Genomic DNA, 18,473 nt, shown 5'->3' on the forward strand with positions numbered 1-18,473 from the left:
CCCGCAGAAGGCCTGATGCAGACTTTGCCTCCTGGCGAGTCCAGCTGGGCAATCTAATATATCAGTCTTCTACTTTGAATATATCTACAAGGAGGAGGGCCATGCCCCTCATGGAACCAGCACCTGCCACGGCTGTCCGGCCGGAGCTCAAGGACGAGCACGCCCAGAAGTTCGTGCTGACGTTGTCCTGCCGGGAGCAGGCCGGAATCGTGCAGGCAGTGACCACGTTCCTCTTCGAGCGCGGCTTCAACATCGACGAGCACCAGCAGTTCGACGACAGCCTGCGCGAGACGCTGCACCTGCGCACCGCATTCTCCGGGTCCCCCAGCTACACCCCCGCCATGCTCGAAGAAGAGTTCGGCGGCATCGCGCAGCGGTTCGACATGAAGTTCAGCTTCCACGACCAGACCCAGCAGCGTGTCCTGGTCATGGTCTCCAAGTTCGGCCACTGCCTCAACGACCTCATCTTCCGCTGGCGCGGCGGCAGTCTGGGCGGTGAGCTGGTCCTGGTGGTTTCCAACCACGAGACCCACCGTGCCATGGCCGAGGCCGCGGGCCTGCCCTTCATCCACATCCCAGTCACCCCGGACACCAAGGCTGACGCCGAACGCCGCCTTCTGGAGCTCGTGGATGAATACGACGTCGATCTGGTGGTCCTTGCCCGATACATGCAGGTGCTCTCAAACGATCTCTGCCGTTCCCTGGAAGGCCGTGCGATCAACATCCACCACTCCTTCCTCCCCGGCTTCAAGGGTGCCAAGCCCTACCACCAGGCCCACGCACGCGGCGTGAAGCTCATCGGTGCCACCGCGCACTACGTCACCGCCGACCTGGACGAGGGCCCGATCATCGAGCAGGAAGTCATCCGGGTAGATCACAGCTACGGCCCCTCCGCCCTGTCCACCGTCGGCCAGGACGCCGAGGCACTCGCCCTGTCCCGGGCCGTCCGCTGGCACTGCCAGCACCGCGTGCTGCTGGACGAGACCAGCACCGTGGTGTTCCGGTAACCGGCACTGCCGGCACAGACATTAATTCGTAGAGCAGCAGGAGAACCTCATGGAATCGACGCCCCGCATTGTCATCATCGGAGCCGGCATCGTCGGCACCAACCTCGCGGACGAACTCGTCACGAAGGGGTGGAGCAACATCACGGTCCTGGACCAAGGCCCCCTCAACATGCCGGGCGGTTCCACGTCCCACGCCCCCGGCCTGGTCTTCCAGACCAACCCCTCCAAGTCCATGGCGCTGTTCGCCAAGTACACCGTGGAGAAGCTCCTGTCCCTCACCGAGGACGGCGTCAGCTGCTTCAACCAGGTGGGAGGGCTGGAAGTCGCCACCACCGAAACCCGCCTCGCGGACCTGAAGCGCAAGCTTGGCTACGCCTCCTCATGGGGCATTGAGGGGTCCATCCTCTCCCCCGCTGAATGCAAGGAGCTCTACCCCCTGATCAATGAGGACGAGATCCTCGGCGGCCTCCACGTTCCCAGCGACGGCCTGGCCAGCGCCGCCCGCGCGGTCCAACTGCTGATCAAGCGCACCGAGGCGGCCGGCGTAAAGTACATCGGCAACACCGAAGTGACCGGCATCGAGCAGTCCGCCCGCCGCGTCACCGGCGTCCAGACGCCCGACGGCGTGATCCCGGCTGACATCGTCGTCTCCTGCGCCGGCTTCTGGGGCGCAAAGGTCGGCGAGCTGATCGGCATGTCGGTGCCGCTGCTGCCCTTGGCCCACCAGTACGTCAAGACCACCCCGGTTCCGGCACTGCAGGGCAAGAACGAGCTGCCCAACGGTGCGCGGCTGCCCATCCTCCGCCACCAGGACCAGGACCTCTACTACCGCGAACACGGCGACCGCTACGGCATCGGCTCCTACGCGCACAAGCCCATGCCCGTCGACCTGGACGAGCTCGGCAGCTTCAAGCCGACCGAGATCAGCGAACACAACATGCCCTCCCGCCTGGACTTCACCCTCGAGGACTTCCTCCCGGCCTGGGAGGCCACCAAACAGATCCTGCCCGCCCTGAGCGAGAGCGAGATCGAGGACGGCTTCAACGGCATCTTCTCCTTCACCCCCGACGGCGGCTCGCTGGTGGGCGAGTCCAAGGAACTGGACGGCTTCTTCGTGGCCGAGGCCGTCTGGGTCACCCACTCCGCCGGCATCGCCCGGGCCGTGGCCGAACTACTGGTGGACGGCAAGTCCTCCATCGACCTGGGCGACTGCGACATCCACCGCTTCGAGGAAGTGCAGCTGACCCCGGAGTACGTCAGCGAAACCTCGCAGCAGAACTTCGTGGAAATCTACGACGTCCTGCACCCGCTGCAGCCCAAGCTTTCCCCGCGCAACCTGCGTGTCAGCCCCTTCCACGCCCGCCACCAGCAGCTGGGCGGCTTCTTCCTCGAAAGCGGAGGCTGGGAGCGGCCCTACTGGTTCGAGGCCAATGCCGAGCTGCTCAAGGAACTGCCCGCAGACTGGCAGCCGCCGGCTCGCGATTCCTGGTCCGGCATGTTCAGCTCCCCCATTGCCGCGGCCGAGGCGTGGAAGACGCGTACTGCCGTCGCCATGTACGACATGACCCCGCTCAAGCGCCTGGAGATCTCCGGACCCGGCGCACTGAAGCTGCTGCAGGAACTGACTACCGGGGACCTGAACAAGAAGCCCGGAGCCGTCACGTACACGCTCCTGCTGGATGACCAGGGCGGCGTCCGAAGCGACATCACGGTGGCCCGTCTGGATGAGCAGACCTTCCAGCTCGGCGCCAACGGCAACATCGACACCGTCTACTTCGAGCGGGCAGCCCGCCACCAGACCGAAAGCGGCAGCGCCGAGGACTGGGTCCAGGTACGCGATACCACCGGCGGCACCTGCTGCATCGGCCTCTGGGGTCCGCTCGCCCGGGAGGTGGTCGGCGCGGTCAGCAGCGACGACTTCTCCAACGACGGCCTGAAGTACTTCCGGGCCAAGAAGGTTGTCATCGGCGGCATCCCGGTCACGGCGATGCGCCTGTCCTACGTCGGTGAACTGGGCTGGGAGCTGTACACCAGCGCAGACAACGGCCAGCGCCTCTGGGATGCGCTGTGGAAGGCCGGCCAGCCCTTCGGCATCATCGCCGCGGGCCGCGCCGCTTTCAGCTCGCTCCGCCTGGAGAAGGGCTACCGTTCCTGGGGCTCCGACATGACCACCGAGCACGACCCCTTCGAGGCCGGCCTCGGTTTCGCGGTCAAGATGGCCAAGGACAACTTCGTGGGCAAGGCAGCTCTGGAGGGCCGCACCGAGGAGAACTCCGCGCGGCGCCTGCGCTGCCTCATTGTCGACGACGGCCGCAGCCTCGTGCTGGGCAAGGAACCGGTGTTCTACAAGGACCAGGCGGTGGGTTACGTCACCAGCGCCGCCTACGGCTACTCCGTCCGCAAGCCCATTGCCTACTCCTACCTGCCCGCCGAAGTTTCGGTCGGCGATTCCGTGGAGATCGAGTACTTCGGCCGCCGCATCGTGGCCACCGTGACCCAGGATCCGCTGTACGACCCCACCATGTCCCGGCTGCGCGGCTGAGCATGACGGAACAGCACTCGAACAGAGCGGCACCGTCCGGCGCCGGGTCGGTCGGCACCGAGACCCTCGGCAGCTACCTCGCACGGCTCGCCTCCCGGCAACCCACGCCGGGAGGCGGGGCGGCAGCCGCACTCCATGCCGCACAGGGGGCGGCACTAGTGGCCATGGTGGCCCGCTACACCACCGGCCCCAAGTACGAAGAGCATGCAGGACTGGTGGAGCGGACCACGAAGGTGGCCGATGAGCTCGCATCGGAGGCACTGCGCCTGGCGGAGTCCGATGAACGGGTCTTCCAGGCGGTGATCGACGCGTACCGGCTTCCCTCTGACACCGAGGGGCTCAGGGCTGCCAAGACGTCAGCCATCCAGGCGGCGCTGGTGCAGGCCGCACAGACCCCCGCACAGCTGATCAAGCTGGCCGGTGAGGTGGTGGACCTCGCAGCCGGACTGGCCGACGTCGCCAACCCGAACGTCATCAGCGACGTGGCGGCAGCAGCAGATGCGGCACGTGCCGCCGCCACCACGGCACGGGTCAACATCGACATCAACGTCGTGGCCATCAAGGACCAGTCGGCGCGGTCGCTGCTCAAGGAGCAGACTGCCGGCATCGAGGAAAAGGTCGTGGCGGCGGCGGACGCCCTCGTGGGGCGGGTACGGGAAAGGATCCTGCAGTGAGCGCCCAGACGCTCTCTGGAAAGGAGCTGGCCGGAGACATCCGGCGCCGCGCGCGGGAACAGGGCCGGGACCTCGAGCAGGACAGCATTCGCCCTGTCCTAGCCGTGGTCATCGCCACCGACGACGGCTCGACCCACTGGTACGTCCGTTCCATCGAGCGCGCCGCAGAGTCGGCCGGGATCGGCTGCCGCGTCATCGATCTCGGCCACGATGCAACGGAGCAGGACCTGGCCGGCGTCCTGCGCGACCTGGCCACCGAATCGTCGGTGCACGGCATCATCCTGCAGACGCCGCTTCCGGCCGGCGTCCGCACCGATGCCTTGGTGGGGCTGATTCCGCCGGAGAAGGACATCGACGGGGCGAACCCGCTGAGCCTTGGCCGCCTCGCCGTGGGGCAACCCGCCTTCGCGCCTGCCACGGCCCGGTCCGTCGTCGAGATCCTTGAACACCACCGCATCCCGGTGGCCGGGCGCCGCGCTGTGGTTGTAGGCCGCTCGGCAGTGGTGGGAAAGCCGCTGGCCCTCCTGCTCCTGGAACGCGACGCTGCCGTCACGGTGTGCCATTCACGGTCCGGGCCGCTGGAGAACCACACGGCTGGGGCGGACATCGTGGTGGTCGCGGCGGGAAGGACCGGCCTGCTCAACGGCAGCCACGTCTCTTCCTCTTCCGTAGTCATCGATGTGGGCACCAACGTCCTGGCCGACGGGTCGCTGGCGGGGGACGTGGACGCGGACAGCGTCCGAGGGGTTGCAGCTGCGCTCAGCCCTGTTCCGGGTGGCGTCGGCTCCGTGACGACGGCGTTGCTGCTGCTCCACACCGTGGAGGCCGCTCGGCGCCAATCGTCCGGCATGCCTCGGGACCAGCAGCAAGGAACGCCTACACACTCTGTCTTGCACAGGCGACGCCCTTGACTTTGAGTGTGACCTAGCGCACGATCTGTTGCACAGAGCGAACGTTGTTGATCATCACGGAACGAAGCCGACCCGGTTGTTTCCCCCTCGGGACTCCACCCGTGATGCGCTGAGAAACAGCTAAACGAATTCAGGATGGCCGATCACAGGGGAGCCCTGTCTCGCGCATCGGCCGCACAACGTTGGGAACTGTTGATGACTATCAAAGGTGGCAGCACCATCGATCAAAGCAGTGCGGTGCGCCGGAACCTGGGAACGACGCCGAAGTCGTCTCCCGAGTCCTGCGCGGCCATATCGGCTGGCATCGAGCCAGTCGGGCTCGTCGACCGGTCGCCCAGGGCTGCTGCGGCTCTCCAAGCACCTAGGAAACGGCGCTCGGGTGCCGGCAGCGGTTTGCGCTGAAACCAGAAGGGAACGAATCTCAGTGATCCATTCGATCAGGACGACGGCCCCCGCCGACGCCTCCATCTCAAAAGAGACCAGCTCCACGTTCAAACGCCGCTTCATGATACGGCTTGTCGCTGTCTTCATCGGCGGGATGTTCCTCGACGGTTACATCCTCGGAATCATCGGCCCCGTCACCGGACCCATGCGGGCGGATCTCCAGCTCAACGAACTATCGCTGGGCATGATCGCTGCAGGCCCGCTGGCTGGGATCTTCGTCGGCTCCCCGCTGGCCGGCTGGGCTACTGACAAGTTCGGACGCAAGCCCATGTTCCTCGTGGACATGGGCCTGTTCCTGCTCGCCTCAGCGGCCCAGTTCTTCGTAACCTCCGGAGACGGAGCCGTGATCCAGCTGGCCGTCATCCGGTTCTTCATGGGCGTCGCGATCGGCGGCGAATACTCAATCGGCGGGCCACTGCTGTCAGAGTTCTCCCCTCCGAAGCTCCGCGGACGATTGCTCGGGCTGACCCTCATCGCCTGGTACGTCGGTTTCATGATGGCATTCATCATCGGCACGCTCCTGCACGACGCCGGCACCCCATGGCGCCTCGTGATCGGCACGAGCACGATACTCGCATTCGTCCTGTTCCTCGCCCGCTTGGGCCTCCCCGAATCGCCGAGCTGGCTCATCACGAAGGGACGGCGCGAGGAAGCACTGGCGATCGCACGCAGATACGTTGAATCGCCCCAGATGCACAAGAGCATCACCGAAGAGATCGATCTGAGGAAGATCCAGGAGGCCCAAGCCGCGCGGAGCAGGACCAAGGTCAAGGGCGCCTCCGTCGGAATGCTGTTCTCGAGACAGTACTGGCGCACCACGCTCTTCACCTCAGGTTTCTGGTTCTGCGCGGTCACCCCGTACTTCGCGATCGCGACTTTCGCCGACGACGTGCTCAACCATTTCGGCTTCGGCGGCGGCTGGGCCGGTGGAGTGGGCCTGTCCGCACTTGCGACCGCGGGCGTTGTCACCACCGTGCTTCTGATTGACAAGCTCGGCCGCCGAATCCTCACCGTGCCCGGGCAGTGGCTCTGCGCAGGCATCCTGCTCGTTATCGGACTCTGGGCGAACGCACCTGCGATCCTCGTGCTCGTCCTGTTTCTCGCCTTCTCCTACTTCAACGCCGGCTACACCACGCTGACGCAGGTCTACCCGGCAGAGGTATTCCCCGGTCACCTGCGCGGCATCGGCATGGGCTTCGCCGCAGCCTTCAGCCGCATCGGAGCCGCACTCGGCACGTTCGCGTTGCCATGGGCGATCAGCAACATCGGCATGGGCCCAAGCATGGTTGCAGCCGCCGCCGTCGCATTACTCGGCGCAGTCCTCTCGCAATGGCTCGCGCCTGAAACGAAGGGGCGCACCCTCGCCGAGATCTCAGCAGACTTCTCCCACTGACACTGGGACTGCACCGTCATTTCGAGTCAGAGCCAAAGCCGTCGGGCCGGGTAACCGAGCCCACCATGCAGGAGGCCTTCGCCGCGACAGCGGCGGAGGCCTCTTTGATGCGTCGAGCACGTGAGCCGGATGCCGTGATGTCGAAGGCCGTTGTGTGGTCCAGCCCGACCACTTGGCCGGTGAGCGGGGCCGCCCCAGGGCGCGTCACATCCTGAAGGTCACCCCACGGAGGTCAGAGTCAGGACAATGACCTTCAGGAGGTGACCTTCAGATGGCGCGGCGAGGCTGGGGGGTGCCCGCGGCTCACCACGGCGGTGGCGGCCGGCGTCAGCGGCGGGCGGCCGACGTCTGGCGGGAGGCCGCGACCGTGCGCCCGAGCACCAGGCCGATCACCAGCATGCCGAGGCCGAGCAGGAGGTGCAGCCCGTTGTCCGCGGCGTTGAGCGGGACGAAGTTGCCGGCGGACTCCCCGCCGAACACGAGGCCGTAGACGAACAGGACGAGGTAGATCGCACCGCCCCAGACGAGGAAGCCCTTGGAGCCGGCCGCCGAGCGGCCGAGCGCAAGGCCCGCGATGCCGAAGAGCAGGTGGACCACGTTGTGCAGCACGGAGACCTGGAACAGGCCGAGCAGGTACGCGTCCGAATGGTGGCCCGCGAAGCCGAGGCCCGAGCCGGACGTGACGCCGGGGATGAAGCCGAGCACCCCGACGAGGAGGAAGACGGCGCCGACGACGGTCGCGGCGACCTGGACTGCGGTGCGGCGGTTCGAGACGACTGAGGTGGACATGATGTCTCCTTGTGAGAAGGTCCCCGGCGTGCCGTCTGACGCGCCGGTGCGGTGTTCCCGCACCTGTAATTCGGAAGGGCCCGCGCAGACGGATTGGACCAATCTGCGCGGGCCCTCCGGAAGGGGGTCGCCGAGGAGGCTAGGAGAACTGCTGGACGAGGATCGGCGCGGTGGTGGGCTGCTTCGACCCGCCAGCCGGCTCGACCGTCACGCCGAGCACGGTCGAGGAGCCGATCCCGCCCGCCAGCTCGTTCCACGTGGTCCCGGTGCCCTGCACGAGGCCCGCGGGCTTCATGCTGCCGGACGCGTCCCCGAGCCACAGCTCATAGACGTGGCCCTGTGCCGGCTGCGGCAGCCCCAGCGTCACCACGCCGGCCACCGCGTCCTGCCGCGAGTGGGCGAGGACCAGGGTCCCGCCGCCGGGCACGCTGACCTCCTGGAGCTTGGCGTCCGGCGCTGCGAGGATCCGGCCCATCACCGCACCCGGGGCGTCGGCTGCGAGGGCGAGCTGGCGGAGGGCGTCGTCGCGCTGCTGCTGGGCGCGGATGGCCCACGCTCCGCTCACGCCGGCGATCACGAGGAGTGCGGCAGCGGCAGCGGCGAGCCACCGGGTGCTCACGGCGAACCGGGACGCGCGACGGCGGTGCTCGCCGAGGTCGGCCACGGTCGCCTCCGGGGCGGCTGGCTCCCCAACGTAGGGATGTGACCCCGCAACATTGGGATGTGACCCCGCATCGGTGGGGGCGGTGGGAGTGGCGGTTGCTCGGGGCCGGGGCTCCTCGGCGGCGTCGAACTGCGGCGTCACCGCGATCTGGGCCATGAGCCGGGCCTTCAGGTCCGGCGGCGGCGCGACGGGAGTCGTGCCCGCAGCGAGCAGGGCCGCGGTCTCGGCGAGCTCGCGCGCCTCCTCTGCCGTCTCGTCCCCGAAGCCGAGGGTGTGCTCGAAGCGGCGGCGCTCCTCGTCGTCGAGCGCGTTGAGGGCGTAGGCACCGGTCAGCAGGTGCAGCTGATCATCCATGGCTCACTCCCAACACGTCTCTCAGGCGGATCATTCCGTCGCGGATTCTGGTCTTCACGGTGCCCAGGGGAAGCCCCAGGGCGGTGGCGACTTCCCCGTAGGTGTAGCCGCCGTAGTAGGCGAGTCTGATCGCCTGCTTCTGCACCTCGGTCAGGGACTCGAGGGCCCGGTTGACCCGGTCGCTCTCGAGGGCCACCTCGACGCGGTGCTCGACGTCGTCGTAGCTCTCCTGGAACTCCTTGATGCCCTGGCGCAGGTCGCGGTCCGCGGCGGCCTGGGCTGCGCGGACGCGGTCCACGGCACGGCGGTGGGCCATGACGGTGATCCAGGCCCGGGCGCGGCCGCGGTCGGCGTCGAACCTCTTGGCCTGCTGCCAGACCTCGAGGAACACCTCCTGGGTGACCTCCTCGGCCTGTGCCCGGTCGCGGACCACGCGCAGCACGAGGCCGTGGACGAGTGGGGCGAGCGCGTCGTACAGCTGGCCGAACGCCGCCTGGTCGCCGCGTGCCACGAGGTCCATGAGTTCGTCGAGGTCCGGGGCCGGCGCCCCGGCGTAGTGGTCCGGCATGTAGACCACTGTCTCACGAAGAGCCATCGCCTTCCTCACCTCCCTGGGCTCTCGGCTGCGCGCCGACGGCGGGCCGGGCGACCATCATGCCCGGCCCGCCGTCGGTGGCTGTTCTGACCTGCTACTTCGCCGGGGGCATCAGCACGGAGTCGACGAGGTACACCGTGGCGTTGGCCGTATGCACGCCGCCGCAGACCACGTTGGCGCCGTTGACCTTGAGGCTGTTGCCCGAGCCGGTGACGGTGACGTCCTGGCCCTCGACCGTCTTGTGGGTGCCGGCGATCGAGTCGGGCTCGATCTGGCCGGGGACCACGTGGTAGGTGAGGATCTTCTTCAGCGTCGCGTCGTCGGTCTTGAGCGAGTTGATCGTGGCGGGGTCGATCTTCGCGAAGGCGCTGTCCACCGGGGCGAACACCGTGAACTGGCTCGAGTCGAGGGTGTCGACGAGGTTGACCTTGGGGTTGAGCTTGCCCGAGACCGCCGAGGTGAGGGTCTTCAGCAGCGGGTTGTTGGATGCCGCGACGGCGACCGGGTCGGCGCTCATCCCCTGGACCGACCCTGGTCCGGAGGGGTTGGCCTTCGCGTAGTCGGCGCAGCCGGCGCCTACGAGGTTCGCGGCCGGGTCGGCGCTCATGCTGCCCGAGGCCATCGGGCTGCTCATCCCGCTGCTCGCGCTCGGCGTGGTCATGCCTGCCGCGGCGCTGGACGGGGCGGACGACGACGAGCCGCCGGCCGCCGTCGTCGACCCGCCGCAGGCGGAGAGGCTGAGCGCGGAGACCGCGGCGAGAGCGGCGAGGCCCACAACGGCGGGGGTGCGATGGGTGGTCTTCATGGCTTCACTCCTGTTCGAGGTTGGCATGCCGTCGAAGGTGGCGTGCACCTCTACTTCGGAGCGGGTGCGGGGGCGGATTGGACCGATGTGTGTGAGGTCGGTCCAGCCCGGCAGCCGGTTCAGCCCAGCAGCGAGCGCAGCGTGAAGGCATTGCGCACGGCGTTCCCGCCCCCGTCATTGTTGAAGTAGGCGAACACCTCGTGGCCCCCGGCGTCCCATTCCCGGATCCGCTCGGCCCACCAGGCCAGGTCGGCATCGGAGTACGAGCCGCCGTAGAGGTGCTCGTGGTCGGGGCCGTGCAGACGCACGTAGACGTGCGGGGCCGTCGCCTCGAGGATGCACGGCAGGCCAGCGCCGCTCATGACGCAGTACGCGGCGCCGTGCCGGCGGAGGATGTCGAAGACGCCAGGATCGTGCCAGCTCGGGTGGCGGAACTCGACCGCGGTGCGCAGCCAGGGCGGGAGGGTTCCGAGGAACCAGTCGAGCCGCGCGTCGTCCCGCGCGTGGTGGGGCGAGAGCTGGACGAGGAGCACGGCGCGGCGCGGTCCCAGCTCGTGCCACGCTCCGGCGATGCGCTCGGCCCACGCCTCGGGGGCGTAGAGGCGCTTCGCATGGGTCAGCCCGCGGGGGGCCTTGACCGAGAGGAGGAAGCCTTCGGGGAGCCGGCGGCGCCAGCTGGCGAACGCCGTCGGGCGCGGCCAGCGGTAGAAGCTCGCGTTGAGCTCCACGGTGGAGAACGCGCGCGAGTAGATGCCGAGGCGGTCCCACGGGCGGGTGCCCGGCGGGTAGAGGGCGTGCTCCCAGTGGTCGTAGCTCCAGCCCGAGGTGCCGATGTGCCAGCCCATGTCCCCGAGCCTAGCCAGATTGGCTGGGGGCCGCCGGGGGTAGGGAGGGGCCATGGCTACCTCGCTTCGCGGCGTCCTCTTCGACGTGGACGGCACCCTTGTGGACTCGACCTACTTCCATACCCTCGCCTGGTGGCACGGGTTCCGCCGCTTCGGGCATGACGTGCGGATGAATGAGATCCACCGCCTCGTGGGGATGGGCGGGCAGAAGATCGTGGAGCGGCTGCTCGGGCCGGACCGGGACGCGTCGCAGGACAGCGAGATCATGGACACGCATGCGGCGGTGTTCTCCACGTTCTGGCCGCATCTGCGGCCGTTCGACGGGGCCCGCGAGCTTCTGGGGCGCTGCAAGGAGGCGGGCCTGGCCGTGGTCCTGGCATCCTCGGCCCGGGAGCAGGACCTGACCGTGCTGCGTTCCGTGGTTGATGCCGAGGGGTCCGTGGACGCGGCGACGAGCTCGGCCGATGCGGATGAGCCCAAGCCCGCGCCGGACATCCTCGAGGCCGCGCTCAGGGCCGTGGGCCTCGAGGCGTCCGAAGTGGTATTCGTGGGTGACGCCGTCTGGGACGTGCAGGCCTCCTCTGCCCTGGGCATCCCGACCATCGGGCTCTCGTGCGGCGGCTACAGCGCGGCCGAGCTCGAGGAGGCGGGGGCGGCCGAGGTGTTCGCCTCGCCCCGCGACCTCATGGACGCATTCGGGGACAGCCTGATCGGGCGGGGGCTCGCCGGGGCGGAGTAGGGCCGGGAGGGCCGGGCGCTTCCGGCCCAGGGCGTGTCAGGATGGGCTATGACCGAGCGCCTGATGCTCCTCGACACCGCCTCACTGTACTTCCGCGCCTTCCACGGGGTGCCGGAGACGATCCGGCGCGAGGACGGGACGCCGGTCAACGCCGTCCGCGGCCTGCTGGACATGATCGCACGGCTCACCGTGGACTTCGGCGCCACGCACCTCGTTGCCTGCTGGGACGACGACTGGCGCCCGCGCTGGCGCGTCGACCTCATCCCCTCCTACAAGGCCCATCGCGTCGAACGCCATGTAGCGGACGGCCCCGACGTCGAGACCGTCCCCGCAGGCCTCGTGGCGCAGGTCCCGCTGATCCGCCACGTGCTGGGCCTGGCCGGGATCGCCGTCGTCGGCGCCCCGGAGCACGAGGCGGACGACGTGATCGGCACCTACGCGGCCAGCGCCGGGCTGCCCGTGGACGTGGTGACCGGCGACCGCGACCTCTTCCAGGTGGTCGACGACGGCCGCGGCGTCCGCGTCGTCTATACCGCCCGCGGCATGAAGAACCTCGAGACCGTCACGGACGCCGTGGTGGTGGGCAAGTACCGCGTGCTGCCCGAGCAGTACGCCGACTACGCCGTGCTCCGCGGCGACGCCTCGGACGGGCTGCCCGGCGTGGCCGGCATCGGCGAGAAGTCCGCCGCGACCCTCCTCGGCCGCTTCGGCACCCTCGAGGGCCTCCTCGAGGCGGCCGGCGACCCCGACAGCGGGCTGCCCGCCCCGATGCGGGCCAAGCTCGCCGCCGCCGCGGACTACCTCGACGTGGCCCCCGCGGTGGTGCGGGTGGTCCGCGACCTCGACCTCCCCGCCCTCGACGCCGCCGGGGCCCGGCTCCGCGCGGTCGACGGCGACCCCCGCCTCGAGCTCGAAGAGCTCGCCTCCGCGTGGAACCTCGGCGGGTCGGTCAAGCGCCTGCTCGCGGCGCTCGACCGGCACGGGTGACCGGAGCCGGATGAAGAGGGCAGGGGGCTACCGGCCCCTGCTGGCCCTGGTGGGGCCAGGACTGATGGCGATGCTGGCCGACACCGACGCGGGAAGCGTGGTGACAGCGGCCCAGTCTGGGGCGCGCTTCGGCTACCGGCTTCTTCTGCTGCAGTTCGCCCTTGTGCCCTTCATCTACATGGCCCAGGAGACGGCGGCGCGCCTGGGTGTGGCCACGGGCAAGGGCCAGGCGGAACTGATCCGGGAGCACTTCGGTCGGGGATGGGCGATGCTGGCCTCCGGCACCCTGTGGATCGCGTGCCTGGGTGCCCTCGTGACCGAGTTCGCGGGCATCGCCGGAGTCGGCGCCCTCGCCGGGCTGCCGCGCCCGATCTCCGCGGGCTCGGTGGTGCTGGCGCTGACCGTGCTCGTGCTGGCGGGCGGTTACCGGCACGTCGAACGGATCGGCATCGCCGTCGGCCTGCTCGAGCTGGCCTTCCTGGCCGCCGCCGCGCTCGCCCGGCCGGATGCGGGCGCCGTCGTGGACGGCCTCGTCCATTCCGCAGCGGCGGCTCCGGGATACCTGACCCTGCTGGCGGCGAACGTCGGGTCGGCCGTGATCCCGTGGATGCTCTTCTACCAGCAGGGGGCAGTCGTCGAAAAGGGTCGCCGCGGCCTCATGCTGGAGGAGGCGATCGCTTCGGCCCGCGCCGACACCCTCCTCGGGGCCCTGATCTGCCAGACCATCACGGCAGCCATCGTCGTTGCCGCCGCCGCGACGGTCGGGACCGCCCATCCGGGGGTGAGCCTGGACAGCGTCGGGCAGATCGCCCAGGCTCTCGCACCCTTCCTCGGACCCCGCGCCGCCACGATCCTCTTCGGCGTCGGCATGGCGGGCGCCTCGCTCGCGGCGATCCTCGTGGTGAGCCTTGCGGGGGCGTGGGGGCTGAGCGAGGCCCTTGGCTGGCGGCACAGCCTCACCGACTCACCCCGCCAGGCGGCCAAGTTCTACACCCTGCTCGCCGGCGCGAATGCCGTCGCCGCGGCAGCCGTGGTCCTCGTGCCGAACCTGGTCGACCTCACGGTCGGCCTGCAGGTGATGAATGCCTGCCTGCTGCCGATCGTCCTGGGCTTCCAGCTCGTCCTCGAGCGCCGTGCCCTGCCCCCTCGCCTCCGTTCCCGCGGGCCGCGGTGGGCCGCTGTGCTCGTCCTCAACGGCGCCCTCATCGTCTTCGGCCTGGCGACGGCTGCCGGGCTCCTCGGTGGCGTCCCAGGGTGAGGACTGCCGGGAGGCCGCCCCCCTGACCCCGCTCACGTGAGCCGCAGGGTGCGGATCTCCCAGGGCTGCAGGCGCAGTACGATCCCACGGCCCACCCATATCACCAGTACATGGGCCCCATATCCGAAAGCGGGCTACCGGTCTTCGCCCTCGCGCGGGAGAGTCGGTGGAATGAAGCCTCCGCGCGCACTCCCCCATGACGATACGGCCCCAGCAGCGTCCGGCGGCGGGGCCGCGTCGCGGCGCGTCACACTTCTGCGGACGCTGCCGGGGCTCGGCGTCGCGGTGGCGGTCGCCGCCGTCGCGAGCGTGCTCGGTCAGCTTGCGCCGGTCATCGGGGGCCCCGTGTTCGGCATCCTCCTGGGGCTGCTCGCGGCAGCGGCCATCCGCCCCCTGCGGGGCGAGCGGTGGACGGCGGGCTACCGCTCGGCGGGCACCCACGTCCTGCAGAGCTCGATCGTGGTCCTCGGCACGGGGCTGTCCCTCCAGCAGGTCGCCCAGGTCGGCGCGAGCTCGCTGCCGGTGATGCTGGGGACGCTCGCCGTCGCGCTCGGCGGCGCCGCGCTCCTCGGCCGCGCCCTCCGGCTCGATGCGGACACTCGGACGCTCATCGGCGTCGGCACGGGAATCTGCGGCGCCTCTGCGATCGCCGCGACGACGGCGGTGATCAAGCCCAAGGAGGCGGACGTCGCCTACGCGATCGGCACCATCTTCACCTTCAACATCGCGGCCGTCCTGCTCTTCCCGGCGGTCGGCCACCTCCTCGGCCTCAGGCCGCACTCGTTCGGCCTCTGGAGCGGCACCGCGGTGAACGACACGTCCTCGGTGGTGGCGGCGGCCGCGAGCTACGGGGGTGGCGCGGAGTCCTACGCGGTCGTCGTCAAGCTCACCCGCTCGCTCATGATCATCCCGATCGTCATGGCACTCGCCGCCCTGCGGGCCCGTCGGGAGCGCACGGACGGCGCGGGCGGCCGGACCAGCATGCCGTGGCGGCGCATGGTGCCGACGTTCCTCGTGGGCTTCGTCCTCGCCGCGGGTCTGGACACCGTGGGCGCCATTCCCCAGGCGTGGCACCCCGGCCTCTCCTCGCTGGCCACGTTCCTCATCACGGTGGCCCTCGCGGGGATCGGCCTCAACCTCCGCCTCGCCGAGATGCGCAAGGCCGGCCCGCGCCCGCTCCTGCTCGGCGGGATGCTCTGGGCGGCGGTGGCGCTGACGAGCCTCGGCCTGCAGGCGGCGACCGGGACGATCTGAGGCGTTCAGCGGGCGGAGAGCGGCCAGCCCGTCACGGCCTTGGGCCGGGGCGCCGCGTAGGTGCGCACCTTGGAGGTGGTCAGCCCGAGCCGGACCAGGCCCTCCGCGACCGCGACCGCCGCCGCCACGCCGTCGACCACCGGCACGCCGCAGCGTTCGCGGATCTGGGCATCGAGGCCGCTCATGCCGCCGCAGCCAAGCACGATCACCTCGGCCTTGTCGTCGTGCACCGCGGCCTCGGCCTGGGCCACGATCTCCTTGACGGCTCGCTGCGGATCCTCCTCGAGCTCGAGGACGCCGAGGCCGGAGGCGCGCACCGAGGCGCAGCGGGCGTCGAGGCCCGCGAGCTTGAGCCGGTCCTCGATGAGCGGCACCGCGCGGTCGAGGGTCGTGACCACGGAGTACTTGTGGCCGAGGTACATGGCCGTCGCGGCCGCCGCCTCGGTGATGTCCACGACCGGCACGTCGAGGAGCTCCTGGAGGCCCTCGCGGCCGTGCTCGCCGTAGCCCGCCTGGACCACCGCGTCGAACTCGCCCTCATAGCGCGTCACGGCGTCCATGACGGCGACCGCGGCGAGGTAGGACTCGAAGTTGCCCTCGCACGAGTCGGCGCCGAAATGGGGCGTGATGCCCACGATCTCGGTGCCGGGCGAGGCCGCGGCGCGGGCGGCCGCCGCGATCGAGTCGGTCATGGTCTGGGTCGTGTTGACGTTGGCGACGAGGATGCGCATCTGGGGGTCCTTGGGTGGAGCTGGCTGGGGGGAATGGCGAGGCACGACGGCGGCGGGCCGGCTCGGGGGGCCAGCCGGCCGCCGTCGTGCTCATGGAGGCGGACGGAACCGGGGCGGGTCAGTGGACGCTGGGAACGGCGATCTCCTCGCCGTCGACGTCCTCGAAGGCCTGCTTCCGGTCGGCGAGCGCGTAGAAGTTCACGGCGGCGATGCCCGCGCCGAAGAACCACGAGAAGGAGCTCAGGGCGCCCAGGGCCGGGATGAACGCGATCGCGAGGGCCACGGCTGCGGCGGGCACGAGGGCGGCGACGGCCTTCGGGTTGACGCCCCTGCGGTAGTGGTACGCGCCGTCGGCGTCCTCGGAGTAGAGGGCCGGCACGGAGACCTTGCCGCGGCGGACGAGCCAGTAGTCGGCCATGATCACGCCGAACAGCGGGCCCAGCAGGGCGCCGAGGCCTCCGAGGAAGTACACGATCACGACCGGGTTGTTGTAGAGGTTCCACGGCAGGATCAGCAGGCCGATGACCGCCGAGACGAAGGCCGCCCTGCGGAAGTTGAGCTTGCGTGGGAAGAGGTTGGTGAGCGCGTAGGTGGGGGCGACGAAGTTGGCCATGAGGTTCACCGCGACGGTCAGGACGAGGAGGGCCGTGCTCGCCGCGGCGAGGAGGAAGGTGTTCGGGATCGAGGCGACCACGTCCGAGGGGCTCTCGATGAGGTGCCCGTCGATCTTGAACTGGGCGCCGGCGAGGACCACGCTGATGGCTCCGAAGAGGAGCATGTTGATCGGGATGCCCCAGAAGTTGCCCTTGACGATCGACTTCTTGGTCCGGGCCGAGCGGGTGAAGTCGCAGAAGTTGAGAACGAACGTGCCGTAGATCGAGACCCACAGGGCGCCGCCGCCGAGGATGTGCAGCCACATGTCGCCGCCCGAGAGGTCCTTGCCGGTGCTCCACGCGATGGAGAAGCCGGCCTTGGCGAACATCCAGACCGCGAGGGCGAGCATGGTGGCGAGGATGATGGGACCGGCGAAGGCCTCGTACTTGCGGATCATCTCCATGCCGTAGGAGACGATGACGACCTGGACGATCCACAGGAAGACGAAGGCCATCCAGCCGAGCGGGGACAGGCCGAGGATCGAGCCGCCGTCGAGCGGCTTGAGGCCGGGGAAGACCGCGATCACGAGGACGCGCAGCACCACCGAGGCTAGGTACGTCTGGATGCCGAACCAGGCGACGGCCACCCCGCCGCGGGTGAGGGCCGCGATCTGGGCGCCGTGGATGCCGAAGGCGATGCGGCTCATGACGGGGAACGGGACGCCGGTCTTCTGGCCCATGAAGCCCGAGAGGTTCAGGAGGGCGAAGAGGAGGACCGCGCCGACGCCGAGGGCCGCGAGCACCTGCCAGCCGCCGAGGCCGAGGGCAAAGAGCCCGATGGCGAAGGCGTAGTTGCCGAGGCTGTGCACGTCGTTGGCCCACAGGGTGAAGATGCTGTAGGCGGTCCAGCTGCGCCCCTTGCGCTGGGTGGGGGCGAGGTCGGTGTTGTAGAGCCGCGGGCTCAGGCCCGCCGGAAGGGTGGCGGTGGTGTGGCCCATTGGTGCCTCCGCTTCGCCTTCGATGTTCAGCTGCTGGACGGCGGTGTCCGGGATGCTGGTCATGGGGGAACTCTCTGGTCTGGGATGGGGGTTTGCGCTCGAGGGTGCGATCGCTTGTCCGGTACGGGGTGTGATCCCGATCTCTTGGTATACCAAAGATAGAGCCCAGTGAGCTGTTCCACAAGGGGGTTTTTTATTTTCGCATCGCGGAAGTCTGAAGTCTAGTCCTCCTCCCGGACGACGAGGTCTGCGAGCGGCCTGCCTGCCCTCACGAGGAGGGCGTTCGCCTCGTCGGACCGGATCACCCACTCCCGCGCACGGTCGGGGTCCTTGCCGAACTCAATGTGCCGGCGGACGAGCCGGTCCACGCGGGTGGCCGGGTCGGCGTCGAGGTACCAGACCTCGGTCAGGCAGGCCCGGGCAGCGGCCCACGGCGCGTCCCCGAGGAGGAGGTAGTTGCCCTCGGTGATGACGAGGCGCGCTTCCGGCAGGACCGCGATGGCGGCGGCGAGGGGCTGCTCGAGCCGGCGCTCGAACCCCGGAGCGTAGACCACGGACCCGGTATCCGAGGCGATCCTGGCCAGGAGGGCGGCGTACCCGTCGGGGTCGAAGGTCTCCGGTGCGCCCTTGCGGTCCGCGAGCCCGAGGCGCGCGAGCTGTACGTCGGCGAGGTGGAATCCGTCCATCGGCACGTGGGCCGCCCAGTCTCTGCCATGGGAAGAGCGCAGCCGCTCGAGGAGCTGCTCAGCGAGCGTCGTCTTGCCCGCACCGGGCTCGCCGCAGATGCCGAGGATGGCCCGGCCGCCATCCTCGGGGACGAGGGCGGCGGCGCGGCGGGCGAGTGCGTCGACGTTCATGCGTGGTTCGCCACCTGAGCGGGGTCGGACTCG

The 18,473-nt window shown here is 69.5% G+C and carries 17 protein-coding genes; 9 read left to right on the forward strand and 8 right to left on the reverse strand.

Annotation, left to right across the window (positions count from 1 at the left end; genetic code table 11):
- Window positions 1–101 precede the first annotated feature (101 nt).
- From purU to J2W21_RS08300, 5 genes are all read left to right on the forward strand, one after another.
- Entirely contained in the window at window positions 102–1,007 is a 906-nt protein-coding gene (gene purU, locus J2W21_RS08280) for a formyltetrahydrofolate deformylase (protein ID WP_373423089.1), read from the forward strand.
- Between the two features lie 49 nt (window positions 1,008–1,056).
- Entirely contained in the window at window positions 1,057–3,549 is a 2,493-nt protein-coding gene (locus J2W21_RS08285; protein ID WP_307114029.1) for a GcvT family protein, read from the forward strand.
- 2 nt (window positions 3,550–3,551) lie between these two features.
- Window positions 3,552–4,223, forward strand: coding sequence for a cyclodeaminase/cyclohydrolase family protein (locus J2W21_RS08290; RefSeq protein ID WP_307114030.1), 672 nt, complete (start codon window positions 3,552–3,554; stop codon window positions 4,221–4,223).
- Entirely contained in the window at window positions 4,220–5,134 is a 915-nt protein-coding gene (locus J2W21_RS08295; RefSeq protein WP_307114031.1) for a bifunctional 5,10-methylenetetrahydrofolate dehydrogenase/5,10-methenyltetrahydrofolate cyclohydrolase, read from the forward strand. The genes J2W21_RS08290 and J2W21_RS08295 overlap by 4 nt, the downstream gene beginning before the upstream one ends.
- A gap of 424 nt (window positions 5,135–5,558) precedes the next feature.
- Complete coding sequence (locus J2W21_RS08300; RefSeq protein ID WP_307114032.1) at window positions 5,559–6,971, forward strand: MFS transporter; 1,413 nt, start codon at window positions 5,559–5,561, stop codon at window positions 6,969–6,971.
- A gap of 327 nt (window positions 6,972–7,298) precedes the next feature.
- On the opposite strand, the gene J2W21_RS08305 is transcribed toward J2W21_RS08300, so the two are convergent.
- The 5 genes from J2W21_RS08305 to J2W21_RS08325 form a co-directional block, all read right to left on the reverse strand.
- The gene (locus tag J2W21_RS08305) at window positions 7,299–7,760 is read right to left on the reverse strand and encodes a DUF4383 domain-containing protein (protein WP_307114033.1); all 462 of its coding nucleotides are present in this window, start codon (window positions 7,758–7,760) and stop codon (window positions 7,299–7,301) included.
- A 139-nt stretch (window positions 7,761–7,899) separates the two neighbouring features.
- On the reverse strand, window positions 7,900–8,778 hold the full coding sequence (locus J2W21_RS08310; RefSeq protein WP_307114034.1) for an anti-sigma factor: 879 nt from the start codon (window positions 8,776–8,778) through the stop codon (window positions 7,900–7,902).
- Window positions 8,771–9,373 (reverse strand): ECF RNA polymerase sigma factor SigK, encoded by a 603-nt coding sequence (sigK, locus tag J2W21_RS08315; RefSeq protein ID WP_307114035.1) that lies wholly within the window; start codon window positions 9,371–9,373, stop codon window positions 8,771–8,773. The genes J2W21_RS08310 and sigK overlap by 8 nt, the downstream gene beginning before the upstream one ends.
- 94 nt (window positions 9,374–9,467) lie before the next feature.
- Window positions 9,468–10,178 (reverse strand): fasciclin domain-containing protein, encoded by a 711-nt coding sequence (locus tag J2W21_RS08320; RefSeq protein ID WP_307114036.1) that lies wholly within the window; start codon window positions 10,176–10,178, stop codon window positions 9,468–9,470.
- 119 nt (window positions 10,179–10,297) lie between these two features.
- Window positions 10,298–11,023, reverse strand: a complete 726-nt coding sequence (locus J2W21_RS08325; RefSeq protein ID WP_307114037.1) for a DUF72 domain-containing protein — start codon at window positions 11,021–11,023, stop codon at window positions 10,298–10,300.
- A 52-nt stretch (window positions 11,024–11,075) separates the two neighbouring features.
- On the opposite strand from J2W21_RS08325, the gene J2W21_RS08330 reads away from it, so the two are divergent.
- From J2W21_RS08330 to J2W21_RS08345, 4 genes are all read left to right on the forward strand, one after another.
- A complete protein-coding gene (locus tag J2W21_RS08330) occupies window positions 11,076–11,762 on the forward strand; it encodes an HAD family hydrolase (RefSeq protein ID WP_307114038.1) in 687 nt (228 codons plus the stop codon).
- Window positions 11,763–11,810: 48 nt separating this feature from the next.
- On the forward strand, window positions 11,811–12,749 hold the full coding sequence (locus J2W21_RS08335; protein ID WP_307114039.1) for a 5'-3' exonuclease: 939 nt from the start codon (window positions 11,811–11,813) through the stop codon (window positions 12,747–12,749).
- A gap of 10 nt (window positions 12,750–12,759) precedes the next feature.
- Complete coding sequence (locus J2W21_RS08340; RefSeq protein WP_307114040.1) at window positions 12,760–14,007, forward strand: NRAMP family divalent metal transporter; 1,248 nt, start codon at window positions 12,760–12,762, stop codon at window positions 14,005–14,007.
- Window positions 14,008–14,178: 171 nt separating this feature from the next.
- Entirely contained in the window at window positions 14,179–15,261 is a 1,083-nt protein-coding gene (locus J2W21_RS08345) for a YeiH family protein (protein ID WP_307114041.1), read from the forward strand.
- Between the two features lie 5 nt (window positions 15,262–15,266).
- Here J2W21_RS08345 and J2W21_RS08350 read toward each other — a convergent pair whose 3' ends face one another.
- The 3 genes from J2W21_RS08350 to J2W21_RS08360 all read right to left on the reverse strand — a co-directional run bounded on the left by J2W21_RS08350 (window position 15,267) and on the right by J2W21_RS08360 (window position 18,440).
- Complete coding sequence (locus J2W21_RS08350; RefSeq protein ID WP_307114042.1) at window positions 15,267–15,992, reverse strand: aspartate/glutamate racemase family protein; 726 nt, start codon at window positions 15,990–15,992, stop codon at window positions 15,267–15,269.
- Window positions 15,993–16,110: 118 nt separating this feature from the next.
- Window positions 16,111–17,583: an NCS1 family nucleobase:cation symporter-1 gene (locus J2W21_RS08355; RefSeq protein WP_307114248.1), complete on the reverse strand. Its 1,473-nt coding sequence runs from the start codon at window positions 17,581–17,583 to the stop codon at window positions 16,111–16,113.
- Between the two features lie 221 nt (window positions 17,584–17,804).
- Window positions 17,805–18,440 carry a nucleoside/nucleotide kinase family protein gene (locus tag J2W21_RS08360; protein WP_307114043.1) on the reverse strand — a complete coding sequence of 212 codons (636 nt, stop codon included), beginning with the start codon at window positions 18,438–18,440 and terminating at the stop codon, window positions 17,805–17,807.
- Window positions 18,441–18,473: the final 33 nt, after the last annotated feature.

Source organism: Sinomonas atrocyanea (genome assembly GCF_030811715.1).
In the GTDB taxonomy this organism is placed as follows: Bacteria; Actinomycetota; Actinomycetes; order Actinomycetales; family Micrococcaceae; genus Sinomonas; species Sinomonas atrocyanea_A.